This is a genomic window from Mucilaginibacter aurantiaciroseus, from assembly GCF_024055595.1.
Classification (GTDB): domain Bacteria; phylum Bacteroidota; class Bacteroidia; order Sphingobacteriales; family Sphingobacteriaceae; genus Mucilaginibacter; species Mucilaginibacter aurantiaciroseus.
The window spans coordinates 452,003-466,972 of the sequence record NZ_JAMXOF010000003.1 but is presented as its reverse complement, the minus strand read 5'-3'; the positions used below and the strand labels follow the sequence as shown (position 1 = coordinate 466,972).

Here is a 14,970-nt window from a genome sequence, read left to right as displayed (position 1 = left end):
TGCGGAATGGTGATCTTTTTGGTCTTGGCTTCGCCGACGAACTTAGTGGTCAGCAGACAAAAGCTTTCATTGAAAGCAAAGCTGAACTTGTCAGCGATATGGACGATCTCATATTCCTGCTGTAGTCCGTCCTACTCCAGTACAAATGCTTCACCGACTGCTTTTCCCATAAGCGCGGCACCCATCGGGCTCTGCGGGCTTATTTCGCCCCGTGTCTTGAAATAATGATCCCTGTCTTCAATGATGTAAGTAACGTGGGCATCGTTTAATTTAACGGTGACAGCGGTATGCAAAGCCGCCGCTACTGGTTTGCTGGCTGGCGCCTCATTGGGCGTGAACTCGGTAAACATCGACACAAAAGTATCATGCGCCTGTGCCTGCTCGTAAAAGTTGCGGCGCACTTCATAACTGAATTTTTTAAAGTTCTTCAGATCGCCTATGTATTCGAACATCCGCGCCAGTTTGAATTGAGTCTCCATGGGCAGGGTCTGGTCGATATGATCGATGGTGGCCAATAGTTTAGCAAGGTTTTCTTTGCCCAGTTGCCGGTAATATACGAAGGCCAGCCTGGACTGAATCAATTGGTCTGCGGGATAGATCTCCAGGTAATCCGTCAAAACTTCGACCGCCGCCGGAAGGTCGTCCAAACCTTCGTAGGCCCAGGAGAGCATTTCGGTCACCATATCGATCGGCCCGTAAGCTGCCAGCAGCCCCTCACAGGTTTTGATCAGCTTCGCATGTTCGCCGGCTTCATAGTAGGCCAGCAGCAGTTGCCGGGTGATCTTGGAATAGATCCCGGGATTGGCGATCCGTTCCAAGAGCTTCGCCACGATCTTGCGCTCGCCGCTCAGATAAAATAACTCCGCCAGTTCGTGCATGTCACGGGCAGTAGTATCGTCATTGATCAACGCTTTCGCCTTTTCCAGACTTGCCCTGACTTCGTTGCTGCGTCCGGTCAGGTTCAGGAACTGCGCCTGCGTAATATAAGTGCGCACTGCATCCGGATGCTCTGTAACCATCTGGGCGATCAGTTTTTCGGCAGTTGCCGTATCGCCGGCCGTGCTGTATAGTTCGACCAGCTTGTTGCGGAAATAGATCGTTTCCTTTTCGCCGAGCCCGTTCTTCAGCATCCCTTCCATGACGGCGACACCCTGCTCCCGGCGCCCCTCCAATACGTCGACCTCGGCTATAAACAGCGTGGTCTGTGTCTTTTCATCCTCATCCGTGGCCGTTTCGCTCATGCGGGCCAGCGCTTTGTGCAGTTGTTCGAAATCTCGGACGTCAAGGGCAGCTACGGCCAGGTGCCGCGAGGTCCAAAAATCGCTGTTCAATTCCCAGGCCGCCAGTACGTCGTCGTAGGCACCTTGCTTGTCGCCGAGGAACTTTTTGGCAACGGCACGGTTGACCAGCCACCACGACCTTGAAGGCCGTAAGGTGGACGCCGCGATGGCGGCCCACCCCTCAGTATAATATTGCAGCGCAAGCCGCGCCTTATTTTTACCATCCTGGTCAACGATGCCGTTCAGCAGGAAGGATTCGGCATTGATGGTTTCCAGCAGCACGTTGGCAATAGCCGCCGTGAGGTCTGCCTTTTGTCCTTCCGTCTGGTCATATGCGATCTGCAACCAGGTCAGCGCATCATTGAGCAGACCGCGTTCCCGGGCTACATAAGCCAGCGCGTAGGCGATCTCGTGCTGCTGGCGGATTGCTTCCGGAATGGCCGATAGGATCGTTCCGAAAGTTTCGCCCTTCAGCCCCATCGTGTGGATGACCGCCTGGTACGCATTGATGTCGAGCGGGTCCAGCACCAGCGCCCTGGCCGTCATTTCTTCAGCGTGTGCGCTGTCTTCCTTTATGGTGTAGCCGAGCGCCGCCAGTCCAAGAGCCTTCACCAGGTTTGGTTCGTGTTCGAGCGCCTCGATGAACAAGTCGGCCGCCTCCCCGTCGCTGTTGATTTCCAAATAACAAATGGCCAGGTTCGCCAGCGTGCGGAATTTTTCGTTCGACGTAAGCTTGTCCCAGTTATCTTCGCGGAATTTGGTGAAGAGATTGATAGCGCTCTGCTGATTGAACGTATCCCGCAGCGACATGATCCGGTCGATTTCGGATTTGAATGGGGAGTCTGCCGGCCCGGCCGATTGGGCCGTCACCAGCGCGGTCAGCTGTTCGTTTTGCTCGATCAGTCGGTCGACCTTAGCATCCGTACTCAGTACCGTCGTTAAGATCTGTTCGGAGATCTTTTTGATCTCGTCATAAGCCTTATCCACGGCCATCGGCGGGATCGGCACCTGTTTGTCTCTCTCCAGGAACTGGGTCTCATGGTCGCGTTTCATTTCCCGCAGCTTTTCGGTCGTATAGACTAAGACGTTATTCGTTTTCACGTGGTGCCGTAGGCACATCACCATCAGGTTCTCCTGCTTGCGGCGGTCCTCATTATTGGATTCCGTATTGAAGCGCTCACCTCCCGGCATCGCTGCCTCGATATGGCAGACCTGCGCCACCAGTTCAAAGTCTTCATCGAAGACCGGGTGGTCGCAGCCTGGAAAGGAGCATACGTTCCCCGATACGGCAAAAAGCCGGTTCAAGGTCTCTTTAGAAGGACTTAAACGTATCGGGGTTTCCTTCCTCGCGCTCATCTAAGCCGAAGTTAGCAGTATTTTTTTAACTTAGCTTTTTACCGCCCGATCCACAACCAATAGCCAGCGCCTTTTCGCTGATACCACAATACGCATTTAGGCAGCATTGAAGAATATGAGCCACGGCTATTTAGAACTTAATATTATGTATTTTTGATACTCATTATTAATACCCTAATCCTTTTATATGAATGCAAATCAATTTATGCCCGCACTCTTGATGGTCGTCACAGACCTGGATGCGCAAACTACGCTGCTTACTGACAAAGGCATTGAAGAATCTGACCACAAAAAAGTTTACCACGATATCAATGCCGAAATCTCAACGGTGTTGCTGAAGCTTTTTGCTGACCTGAATATCCTCGAAAAAGTACAGACGCTGGGTATGGCCGCTGGGGACAAAGGGATCATCAACAAGCTCTGGGAGGAACTCAGTGCGCGCGTGGCTGCCTACCAGGGCGACGAGTTAAATGGGACGATCGCCAAGCTATTGGACCTAAAAAATAAGCAACGGGACCTGTTTACTTATTTGACACCATTTACACGCATATAAATACGATGGATACTCCTTTGGACCAGATCCAGCAATGGTACCTGAGCCTGGAAGCCACGCACCAGGATGATCTTGGGGCATTGGCCAGCCATTTCCTTCTTGACCCGGAGCCCTTTAGCGGAACGCCGCTATTGCGGATTACGAATTTTGCGAAGCAACTAGATAGCGATGGGATGGGTCCGAAGCAAGTGGTGCAGAAAACACTTTATATGATCAAGCTGATCGATTTTACCTTATCAGGCAGAGCTACCGAGCAAGACTGGGCAGAAACGCTGGACAAACTCCTCTACATGCGCACCAAATTCACCGAACAGGGAGACCCGGGAGCCGTAGACCAGATGCTGGATAATTTCCAGGAACGTAAAGCAGGATGGATCGGCGTTGCCGAAAGCTGGGCATCGCTGACCAGCGGCAAGCTCAATAACAAAAAGATCGCGGATTGGTACTTTTTGAATATGGCCGGCAAAAAGGATAAATAACTCATGGATAAAGGACAAAAGATTGATAATTATTGCAGGGATTGCTTTAAGAACACGAATCATACCGTAAAAGAACTTTTAAAGATCGACGGCTCGTGGCATTACCAGGTCGTTCACTATTATGCGATAGTCCAATGCGACGGTTGCGAAGCCGTTTCCTACCGGACCACCACCGAGGACTATGAAATGATGTATTATGATCAGCAGGAAAACGACCATTTCCCGACAACGACCATTGTCTATTATCCGCAGACCCTTGATTTTCACCGGAACGAACTGGAAACCGCGCTCTTGCCGGATAAGATCCGTATTGTTTATGAGGACACACTCAGGGCATTCACCGCTAAATCACATTTGCTAACAGCGATCGGTTTCAGGACAATAATAGAAGCCATTTGCATCGATCAGGGCATCAAAGTGAAAGAGATGGAAGACCTCAAACCGCAAATCGACAAAATGGTGATCAAAAAGCTGATTACGCCACGCGAAGCGGCAAGACTGCATACCATCCGCTTTTCGGGCAATGACTCCGCACACGACATGATCGTTCCCAAAGAAGCCGATCTGTACATCGTATTGAATATAGTCGACCACCTTTTGAATAACCTGTACATCATCGATCAGCAGATCAAAGGCGGTCTTGAAAAAGTGGTTACAGACTTCAATGGATTCCGAACCTTGCTCAGCACAGCCATGACCAAACTTACCGTTGGCGATTCACTTACCCTCGGCAAGATCCTCGGCAAATCGGCACGAAGGTTACACGACAAAGGCTCGGAGTTTGAACGAGAGCTTTTAGCAAAGATCGAGAGCGGCGAGTACACCAAGCTAGCCAAAGGCGAATTAAAAGAATCATCGGATAGGAAATTACCGCCTGTGCAATATTATACGATCGTAGATGTCGATTGGGATAGGGGTTCTGATATCTGACCCTGGACAATATGAACAGACTTCCGTATTTTTACCTGATCCCTTAATTAAAACTGATTTGGAAGTATTGAAAAGAGATATTCTATTTATTGGCCACGCGACCCCGGAGGATAACGAATTTACGCTTTGGCTTCAATCCAAATTGAAAAATGAAGGGTATAACTGTGAATGCGACTTGTCTTTCTTACTGGGTGGGGAGGCCGATTACTGGAAGAATCTGCAAGACTTGCTGGAATATCAAAGCATCAAATATATACTGGTCGTTTCCGGTGTGACCTTTAATAAAAGCGGGGTGCTGGATGAATGGGAACATTGCAAAAGCATCGAACGGCAATACCAGTTAAAAGATTTTATCATCCCGGTGAAGGTTGATAACTGTCCCTATAATGCCCGTATCGGACTCAACCGCAAGAACATCATCTCCTTTGAAAATAACTGGGGCGAAGGACTCAAAAGGCTTTTGCGCAAATTGGCTTTTGACAAAGTGCCCAAAGTAGCGGCCAATACCAACTCTATTATGGATTGGTATGATAATGTTTACACCACCTATTCCGGCATAGAATACAAAGAGAAAGACCTCTTCTTTTCCAACTGGCTAAAAATACCGGTCCTTCCAAAAAAGGTCCACTTTTATAAATTCTATAATGATGAACAGGCAAAGGCCGTCGTAAAGAACCTGGTTTATCCCGGCTACCGGCACGGTAACATGATCGTCACATTTCAAAAAACGCTCAATTATTTTCTGGCTGATGAAAATTTAGAAGTACAGCCTATTGAGCAATTGGTAAAGGACAGCTCGGATGCGCTGCAATGGTACGAATCCGATTCCTTTCCGGAATATCACGACTTCCGGCGTTTACTGGTAAGGTTACTACGCGAGTGCTTGGAAAGCTACCTGAAAGAAATGGAATTGAAGATCTATGAACTGTCCAATAGTAACTGTTATTTCTTTGAACATAAAGAAGATAAGGCGAAGGGCCGGTTCATGCTGAACGGTAAGCCCAAAAACATCGGCGTATCCGGTAAGTATTATGATGGATTCTGGCATTTCGGCATCAGCTTCCGCCCAATGCTCTATCCTGAACTTTGTTTCAGTTTTAAAAGCCATATCATCTTCACTGATGACGGCATCAAACCCTGGACCGATAAAAAACAGATGCACAGCGCCCGGAGAAACAAAGGAAAAACAATGTACAATAAAGAGTGGCGCGACCAGCTGCTTGCGTTTTTGTCCCGCCTTTCTAACACGGAAGCCGATGAGATCGTCCTGACCGTCGCCGAAGAAGAAACGATCACGCTTTCTACCACCCCGATCACTTTTGAGGCCAAATTCAGCTATTTCGAGCCTAATGACGAGGAAAGACTGAAGCCGATCGACAGTTATTTGGACGAAGAAGAATTTTACGATGACGAAGAAGGAGGTAACAGTGCTTGAGCTCAAACATATTGCGGAACCTCTGCTGCTCTTCAACCACGATCAGAAAGTTAGTGATCCACGAGATGGCCTGACTTTATTTGGGCCATTCAACAAAAACAAGATCAATAACTTTTCTGTAGGACTGATCGGCACCGAAAAAGGCATCGCGCGGATGAAAAAATGGATCAACAAGTTCCTGAAACCCATGATGCCGCTAAAAAAGGATTACGCCAAGCCGTTCTATCCAGGCTTTGAAGCCATCTTCGGTATCACCATCAATCTCAATTCAACAGTTGAGCTCAAAGTAGACGAAACGAAATTGAATGAATATTACCGCTACACCGATAATCACGTCCGGGTGGCTAGCATGGTAGACCTCTATGTGGATTCACTGATCGAATATAAGACCGATGACGATCGGCCGCCCGTGAATCTCTGGTTCGTTGTCATCCCGGATCAGGTCTATCAGCACGGCCGCATCAAATCCAAGGGACTTGGCGACCCCATCAAGATCGGTATCAAAAACAAATACGAGCGTTCCAATCCCGGCTTATTTGATGAGATTGAACCGGAATATGCCAAACTGAAAAAAGCTTATGATTATGACAACAACTTTCATAATCAATTAAAACTAAAATTGCTTAAACACGAAATATTGACCCAGATTATCCGCGAATCTACCGTGGCATATCTGGAAGATGAGTTTCTTAAAAAAAACCGGGAACCTAAAAGGGACCTGTCGCATATGGAAACTGATGTGGCCTGGAATATCGCGACCTCTACCTATTACAAAATTGGCGGCCTGCCCTGGAAATTGGGCGGCATCCGCAAGGATGTTTGTTATATAGGTATGGTCTTCAAGATCGACGAAAGACAAAAGAAAAGTAAATACGCCTGCTGTGCGGCGCAGATGTTTTTGGATTCCGGCGATGGAATGGTATTCAAGGGTGCGGTAGGGCCATGGTACAACGAAGACACTAGGGAATATCACCTGACCCGGGAAGCCGCCCTTGACCTGTTGACAAAAGCCATCCAATCATTTAAAAAATCAAACGAACAGCAATTACCGAAAGAAATATTCATTCACGGCCGCACACATTTCAACAATGAAGAATGGGCGGGCTTTTGTGATGCGGTTGCAGAGCTGGAGATTAACCTCGTCGGCGTCAGTATTAAAGACGAAAAAGTATTTAAACTATACCGGGATAAAAACTTTCCAATTTTGCGGGGCAGCTACCTCGTGAAAGATGAAAACAATGCGTTCCTGTGGACGAAAGGCTTCATTCCCCGCCTCCAGCAACCCCTCGGCATGGAAACTCCAAACCCATTGACCATCCAAATCACCCGCGGAAAAGGTAACGTTAAAATTGAAACGGTTTGTAAGGATATCCTTGCCCTCACGAAACTCAACTACAATTCCTGCCGCTTTTGTGATGGACTACCTGTTACGCTTAAGTTTGCCAATGTTATTGGTGAGGTACTTACCGCAGGGAATTTAGATGGGCTCAAACCTGCCTTGCCTTTCAGATATTACATTTAAGAAGATAAACAGGTTAGCTATAAATACAGCCGCTCCACTTGCCTCGGCCTGCAAATGATCAGTATATGATGCTGTTCGTCATTTAAAAGAGAAAGGTAGTGGTGTTTAATTTATCAAATCATAACTATGATTATAGGTTTGTTTTAAGCCCATATACACCGCTTGCTAAAGACTAAAGTAAAAGGCTTCCGAATAATTTAATTAGAAATAATAATTGTTTCTATTACCTGAATGAGATAAGATATTTTTTGACTTAGGCAAAACGGTTTATAGGTATAAAGCCGGAGCTAAAAGATTTCATTTATTCCCCAGTTTTAAAATTGTTAACCAAACAAGAATAATGTAACACATAAACCAATAGAAGATAGCTATTTATTATCGTTAACCTTGCCGTATAAACGTTTCTGACTACCTAATTATGTTAAGAAAAGGTATGTTTTCAACCTAATTTTCACAACAAAATCGCTATGTAATTAATTCTGTCTGTGTATTCAAAAGGATGCTAATAGCTATAAATTTCTGGAAGGCAGTTGGAAATTATCTCAAACGTTATTATCTTTTTAGACGTTTTTAATTAAACACGCTGTCATGTCCCCTCAAAACAATTATTTCAAATTTCGCAGCGGCTTTGATTTCTCCCCTCACCGGTATGATATTGGCAGGCCGTTGTTTAGCAACAGGAAGTTGGAAGACAACTTCTTTTTGTTGAAGATCTACGAAATAGATGTAACTGAATATAGTTCGTTTTATGAGTACCAGTTAGGTTTTTATTTAAAAGCTAAACCAGGTAAAAAAGAAGAATTTTTTAACCATGTTTACGATATTGTAATAAGCCGGGTTCGGCACTTCAAACGGCAAGACCCGTTCTCTGGTAAATACGCCTCCGGTATAGAACAAACGCGCAAGCTTGAAGCATTCTTAGAGTTTTTAAAAACGATTGATCGCTGGCACAAAGTTGAACCCTTAGAATCGGTTATTGGAGAAAAGGATAAGTTAATTGACCAACTAAAAGAGCGGGTTGCACAACTGGAGTTGCTGCTAAAACAGGCTAAAGAATTTGATGCTAATGAAAAGATCGTGATCACGAACGGTTATATCGCAGCATTCATGGATCTGATAGAGCAGGTGCAGGGATTGAGCCTGGGCGATAAAAAACTCGCGACCTCGCAGGGGCAAAGTCCCTGGTATAAAATGATCGCCAAATACTTTATGCATGGTGACAAACCGATCTCTATTGATACGGCACGTAACTATTTTCTTGCCCGGAAAAATGATAAGCCATCCAAGTACCTGAATATATCCGAAGAAGACAAGCTGTTTAAGATAATTCCCAAAGACAAGAAATAGAACTACCCCACCACTTGTGACCAAACGCCTCCATTGGTCATTCATTTTTATCCTTTCACCTTGACATTTGCTTCCAGATTGTTCAGGCGGCTTTGTTTTATGCCGCCTTTGAACGGGTAATATGTTGGACTAAAAACAAGGAGGGAAAGATGAACCTGGAAGTGATCACCAAAGAAGATCTGAAAGAATTTAAGAATGAGATGCTCAGCGAGATTAAACAGCTGATGCAACCCGGACAAGGGCAATCCAAACAATGGCTCAAAAGTGTTGAAGTGAGGAAGCTATTGAAAATCTCACCAGGGACGTTGCAGAACCTGCGCATCAATGGCACGCTACGATTTACGCGGATAGGCAGTCTTCTATACTACAAGCAGGAAGATATCAACAAGCTGCTGGAAGGAGGCCTTCAATGAGGTCTTCTTTTTCAGCGCAGGAACTGGCCGGGTATGGCAAACTGCTTAAACGCATGCGGGGTGATGTTCGGCTGAATGCCACGCATATCAGCCTGTTCACAGCACTATTTGTCTACTGGCGAAGGAATGGCTTCGCCAGTCCTTTTGCGGTAACAAGACGTGAGCTGATGGCTTTTAGCAAGATCGCATCAATTGCGACCTATCACAAATGTATCCGGGAACTGGATGCATTTGGTTATATCCGTTACCAGCCGTCCTATCATCCAAAGCTCGGCAGTCAGGTTTATTGGCCTGCCGGATGGGAGGTAGCGGGATGAAAAATAACTTTACAGCGGAGTATCTGGATAGCTGCGTATCTACGCAGCTATGTAATCAAGTATCTAATAACAAGTCAGGCCGCTTGGCGTCCTTCCGCGAAAGCGGGGGGAGCAAGCGGAAGTCGGGCGTACCCGACTTTTTCCGCTTGCCCTGCGGGGCAAGGCCGTTTACAACATACCGACGGTATGTTTTGCCCCCCGCTAACGTGTTTAATGGTCGATTTTAACATACCCGGCAGTATGTTAGATTTTAGAACTTAGAATATAAGACAATGGAAGAACAGGGAAGCCATAAAATAAAAACTTTAAGATTTTCTATAAGTGTAGATGAGAAATTGCAAAAGGTCGCCCTTAAATCCGGGCTGACCAAGTTGGATTTCTTTATCGCAATGGTAGATTATTTTTTTAAGTCCAAGAAAGACCCACGGGATCTCAATGATGAAGTGCTTAAAAAGGAAATCAATAAAAAGACTGATAACATTATAGGATTTATTAAAACCCAGGAAGAAGAATTATTGAGGCCGATGAAGAAAGACGGCGAAAGGATGATTGCAGCGCAAGGCAAGATCATTACCTTTTTTAATGAAAATATCATTAAGCACAACGACGAGCAAAAAGCAACTTCTAAAACGCAGTCAAACAACCTTAGTGAAATAGTTGGATTTCTTAAAAAATTAGATCATGCTCAATATGATAAGAACTCTCTAAAAACCAAATTTTCTGAAATACTGGAATACTATATTAAAAGCCGGGAGCAAATAAGTGGCTTTATTAAGCAAGCCGAGAAAGATGAGCTTACCAGCCACGTACGGAAGCAGGTAAGGAACTTATAACATAACAGCTATAACCATGTATATCAATATAACACAAAACGAGACGGGCAATAATAAAGGCAGTAGCGGGCAGCTTGTTACTTATTTGGAAAAGGAAAACCGCGTTGCCGAAAAGCTTAATCATCCTGAATACTGGTTTAACCAGGAACGAAACAACGTACAGCCCTACGATGTAAGATATACAATTGATAATAACATCACCAAACTATCCAAAGATGAAACAAAGTTTTTTCTAATAAACATTAGTCCGAGTGAAAAGGAGATCAGTTATTTGAAAGAGCAGTACGGTGAAGACGGGGCCAAACAGCAATTGAAACAATATGCTAACCAGGTAATGAATGATTACGCCCTTAATTTTAAGCGTAACAATATTAACGGCAATAAAGACCTGGTATATTTTGGTAAGCTGGAAAACCACCGTTATTATACCTACAAAGATGAAGAAGTAAAAAACGGACATGCAAAAAAAGGCGATCAGAAACCCGGCGAACAGATGCACGTTCAAATTATTGTCAGTCGGAAAGATGCCAGTAATAGTATAAAACTTAGTCCCCTGAATAATTCCAGGGGTAAAAACCAAGCCCATAGCCTGAAGGTCGGACAGTTTGACCGGGTAGCATTCAAACAGGCCACTGAAAAGCGGTTTGATAATATGTTTAGTTACGAGCGTGAACTGAAAGAGACTTTTAAATTTGCTAATACGTTAAAGCATGGAGATTATGAGCAACGGCTGGAAATGAAAGAAAGGCGAAAAGAGGAACAAGTCACAAAGCAAGAACGCCAACAATCTCGCAATCACCGGAGTATATTTGACACCTTATCGGGTAAAGGATCAGAAAAAGATATGCCAAACATTCCGGAAGATAGGAAAAGAAAAAAGAGGCTTGATCAAAGCCAGGGTTTAGGTATGTAAGTTGGTTTATGTGACCGCCCATGCAGTTGCGGCAAGCGGCTGCATTACACCACGCACGCTATCGCGGCGGGTTTCATTCCGCCGCCAGCCTCGCTGCCGCACAAGCAGGAATGAAATTCGCTATCGCTCATAACATACCTGCTTTTTTAGTTTCCTTATACCCAACCATGAAGCGTTTTACAAAATTCATTTAAATAAGAATATCTTTATTGCATACAATTAATAGGAATGTTTTAAAAATACTGTATTAGAACAATTCTTTAATAAATTTACCATGACACTTAGGTATATATCTACCTTTGAGTGTAAGTTAAACCGCTTTTTTTAATGTCAACTAAGTTTTTTACCAACGCCGATCAAAACACCTTATTCAATAAATTTGAGGGTATATTTAAATATACCGATGTTTACTACTTAGATATTTTAGTCGGCTATTTCTATTCTTCAGGCTATTTTAAAATTAGAAAATTCTTAAATGATGTTTCAGAAATTAGGATATTAGTAGGTATTGATTTAGATAACAGGGCTAAGAAAGCAATAAATAAAGGATTAGAAATAAACTTTAATGCTGACACAGCAAGAGATGAATTCCTAAAAAAAGCTGTTAAAGATATTCAGGAATCAGACTATAAAAAGGATGTTGAAGAAGGCATAGATGCGTTTATAGCGGATATTGTATCAGGTAAACTTCAGATTAAAATACACCCTTCTACGCAACTTCATGCTAAAATATATATTTTCAGGCAGCAGGAAGAACACGAACATGCTGGCTGGGGATCTGTTATCACAGGGTCAAGCAATTTAACAGAAAACGGCCTTGAGCGTAATTTTGAATTTAATGTAGAATTACGTGATCACGACGACGTGAAGTTTGCTCAAGCTACTTTTGAAAAACTTTGGCTGGAGGGCGTAAATATTACTGACGAATTTATTCAGCAAATACCAAAGCAAACCTATATTAATACGGACTATACCCCACATGATATTTATATAAAGTTTCTGATTGACTACTTTGATAAAAGCATAGACTATGATCCTGAGTCTGTTACCGATTTACCAAAAGGGTATAGAAAATTAGCTTATCAAGTAGATGCCGTTAATGACGGGTATAACAAGCTTGCAAAATATAATGGTTTTATACTTGCCGATGTTGTAGGACTTGGAAAGACCATTATAGCGACTATCGTTGCTAAAAAGTTTTACTTTACCAATGGTTACCGCACCAAAACATTAGTTGTTCATCCGCCTGCCTTAAAACCCTCGTGGACTAAAACTATCAGGGATTTCGAAATTCCTAACGTGGATTTTATATCTAATGGTTCATTACATAAAATTAAACATCCAGAAGACTACGACCTAATTATTGTTGACGAAGCTCATAAATTTAGAAGCGATGAATCCGAGATGTTTAATCAGTTGCAAAAGCTTTGTAAAACACCTCGAAAACGGCCTGGTACAGATGGTAAATATGAAAAGAAAGTAATATTAGTAACCGCCACGCCTTTAAATAATCGACCTGCTGATATACGAAATCAGCTTTACTTATTTTTAGATTCTAAGATATCAAATCTTGATGTAGGTAATATCCAGCATTTTTTTAGAGAACTGATTGAGCGTTATGATAAGTTAAGAAAAGACAAACATATTAGCAAAGAAAACCTGGCAAAAGGGATTAAAGAAATCTACGATAAAATAAGAATCAAAGTCTTGGAGCCTATAATTGTTAGGCGTACACGTACCGACATTAGAGATTCTGAAACATATTGGAAAGACATAACCGAACAAGGGCTATCGTTTCCATCGATTATCCCTCCTAAGCAAATATTGTATCAATTAGATAATAATCTTGATAGTTTATATGATAGCACCTTAAAAATATTAAAAGGTGGTGATAAAGGATTAACCTACATGCGTTACCAAGCCATAAAATATTTACCTGAGAAAATAAAGAAGGAAGTTTATGGTACTGGCGCCGATAATATATCGGAATCCTTGGCCCGGATTATGAAGACCTTGATGGTTAAGCGTATAGATAGTAGCTTTCATGCTTTTAAAAAAACCTTAAAGCGGTTCTTAGATGCGAATGATGCAATGGTTAGGATGATTGAAGCTGACCGTGTTTACATAGCGCCTAAACTGAAAGTAAATGAGTTTATTTTAACCGAAGATGAAGCAACTTTAGAATCGATGTTAGAAGAGCGTCCCGATTTAATCCGGGCATACGCTGTAGACGATTTTGACGAGAAATTTATCAAAGGAATATACCACGATTTCGAGTTGTTAAAGGGATTGCATACTGCCTGGGAAACAGTTACAAACGACCCTAAATTAGATGAGTTTTTACGCCAGTTAAATGCAATCTTCTTTGACCCCAATTTAAATGATAATGGGAAATTAGTAATTTTTTCAGAGTCAAAAGAAACCACGCAGTATTTGGCTGACAAAATTGGAAAGTTACAACACAGGAATGTATTAGCTATAGATAGTAGTAACCAAAGCGACAACGCTGATATTATCCGGGCTAATTTTGATGCGAATATACCGCAGCTTGAAAAAAGCAATGAATATCCCATCTTGATTACCACCGAAGTACTTGCCGAAGGGGTAAACTTACATCAAGCCAATGTTATTGTAAATTATGATGTACCCTGGAATGCAACACGATTGATGCAGCGTATTGGACGTGTTAATCGAATTGGGACAACTTCGGATAACATATTTATTTATAATTTTTTCCCAACCCAGCGTACGGATGATGAGATTGAGCTAAATAAAAAGGCCTACATCAAATTACAGGCATTCCACTCTGCTTTAGGAGAAGATAGTCAGATTTATTCAAATGATGAGGAATACAGCACTTTTGGACTATTTGAACAAATACCCGAAGAGGACAAAGATGAGCGCCAAATACTGTTAGAGAAAATACGTAAATTTAAAATTGATCATTCTGATGATTTTAAGCGTATAAAAAACATTCCTAAACGGGCACGTACTGGCCGGAAAGATAAATCGCGAATACAATCAACTATAGTTTTTTTAAAAAATAAAACCCGAGACAGTTTCACTTACATTAACAATGACGGTTCTTACGACGAACTAACTTTTGTTGAGGCTGCCCGGATTTTTAAAGCTGAAGTTACAGAAAGATCAGTCGCCCGCCATGATTTACACCATGAACAAGTAAGTTTAGCTGTAAGAGCATTTGAAGATGAAACAGCCATAAAAACTGTCACAGAAACTAAAGGAATTAAGCTGGGGCCAAATGAAGCCAAAGCCGTAATTTATTTAAGTACATTCAAGGATTTTCCAGATATTAATGAAGAAGAAAAAGACCTGATAGTTTTCGCCATCGAATCTATAAGAAGAGGTGTTTTTCAGAAGCTTCACAGAGAGATTAATGCTTTGGTAACACAATTTGGCAAGTCGGCATTTAACAAGTCCGAAAAGCTGGAAGCCATAATTAAGCTTCTAAAAAAGTATCCGTTAACCTTAGCCCATGTGGAAGCTGTGCAGGAAGATGAGTCACAGGAACCAATTATTGAACAACCTAAACCATTAATCATAATTTCAGAATCCTTTTCAGCCTAACCTT

12 protein-coding genes are annotated in these 14,970 nt (G+C 43.0%); 11 read left to right on the top strand and 1 reads right to left on the bottom strand.

The window, feature by feature from the left end; translation table 11 throughout:
* Positions 1-131: 131 nt before the first annotated feature.
* The gene (locus tag NAF17_RS15355) at positions 132-2,636 is read right to left on the bottom strand and encodes a hypothetical protein (RefSeq protein ID WP_252758889.1); all 2,505 of its coding nucleotides are present in this window, start codon (positions 2,634-2,636) and stop codon (positions 132-134) included.
* A gap of 187 nt (positions 2,637-2,823) precedes the next feature.
* On the opposite strand from NAF17_RS15355, the gene NAF17_RS15350 reads away from it, so the two are divergent.
* From NAF17_RS15350 to NAF17_RS15300, 11 genes are all read left to right on the top strand, one after another.
* Positions 2,824-3,189 (top strand): hypothetical protein, encoded by a 366-nt coding sequence (locus NAF17_RS15350; protein ID WP_252758888.1) that lies wholly within the window; start codon positions 2,824-2,826, stop codon positions 3,187-3,189.
* A 5-nt stretch (positions 3,190-3,194) separates the two neighbouring features.
* A complete protein-coding gene (locus tag NAF17_RS15345) occupies positions 3,195-3,668 on the top strand; it encodes a hypothetical protein (protein ID WP_252758887.1) in 474 nt (157 codons plus the stop codon).
* Between the two features lie 3 nt (positions 3,669-3,671).
* Positions 3,672-4,598 (top strand): DUF4145 domain-containing protein, encoded by a 927-nt coding sequence (locus NAF17_RS15340; RefSeq protein ID WP_252758886.1) that lies wholly within the window; start codon positions 3,672-3,674, stop codon positions 4,596-4,598.
* Positions 4,567-6,033 carry a toll/interleukin-1 receptor domain-containing protein gene (locus NAF17_RS15335; protein WP_252758885.1) on the top strand — a complete coding sequence of 489 codons (1,467 nt, stop codon included), beginning with the start codon at positions 4,567-4,569 and terminating at the stop codon, positions 6,031-6,033. The genes NAF17_RS15340 and NAF17_RS15335 overlap by 32 nt, the downstream gene beginning before the upstream one ends.
* On the top strand, positions 6,005-7,555 hold the full coding sequence (locus NAF17_RS15330; protein WP_252758884.1) for an argonaute/piwi family protein: 1,551 nt from the start codon (positions 6,005-6,007) through the stop codon (positions 7,553-7,555). Before NAF17_RS15335 ends, NAF17_RS15330 begins: the two co-directional genes overlap by 29 nt.
* 588 nt (positions 7,556-8,143) lie before the next feature.
* On the top strand, positions 8,144-8,902 hold the full coding sequence (locus tag NAF17_RS15325; RefSeq protein ID WP_252758883.1) for a hypothetical protein: 759 nt from the start codon (positions 8,144-8,146) through the stop codon (positions 8,900-8,902).
* A gap of 149 nt (positions 8,903-9,051) precedes the next feature.
* The gene (locus NAF17_RS15320) at positions 9,052-9,315 is read left to right on the top strand and encodes a helix-turn-helix domain-containing protein (protein WP_252758882.1); all 264 of its coding nucleotides are present in this window, start codon (positions 9,052-9,054) and stop codon (positions 9,313-9,315) included.
* Positions 9,312-9,632, top strand: coding sequence for a hypothetical protein (locus tag NAF17_RS15315; protein WP_252758881.1), 321 nt, complete (start codon positions 9,312-9,314; stop codon positions 9,630-9,632). The genes NAF17_RS15320 and NAF17_RS15315 overlap by 4 nt, the downstream gene beginning before the upstream one ends.
* A gap of 272 nt (positions 9,633-9,904) precedes the next feature.
* A complete protein-coding gene (locus NAF17_RS15310; RefSeq protein ID WP_252758880.1) occupies positions 9,905-10,465 on the top strand; it encodes a BfmA/BtgA family mobilization protein in 561 nt (186 codons plus the stop codon).
* Between the two features lie 16 nt (positions 10,466-10,481).
* Positions 10,482-11,378 (top strand): DUF5712 family protein, encoded by an 897-nt coding sequence (locus NAF17_RS15305; RefSeq protein ID WP_252758879.1) that lies wholly within the window; start codon positions 10,482-10,484, stop codon positions 11,376-11,378.
* Between the two features lie 327 nt (positions 11,379-11,705).
* Complete coding sequence (locus NAF17_RS15300; RefSeq protein ID WP_252758878.1) at positions 11,706-14,966, top strand: helicase-related protein; 3,261 nt, start codon at positions 11,706-11,708, stop codon at positions 14,964-14,966.
* Positions 14,967-14,970: the final 4 nt, after the last annotated feature.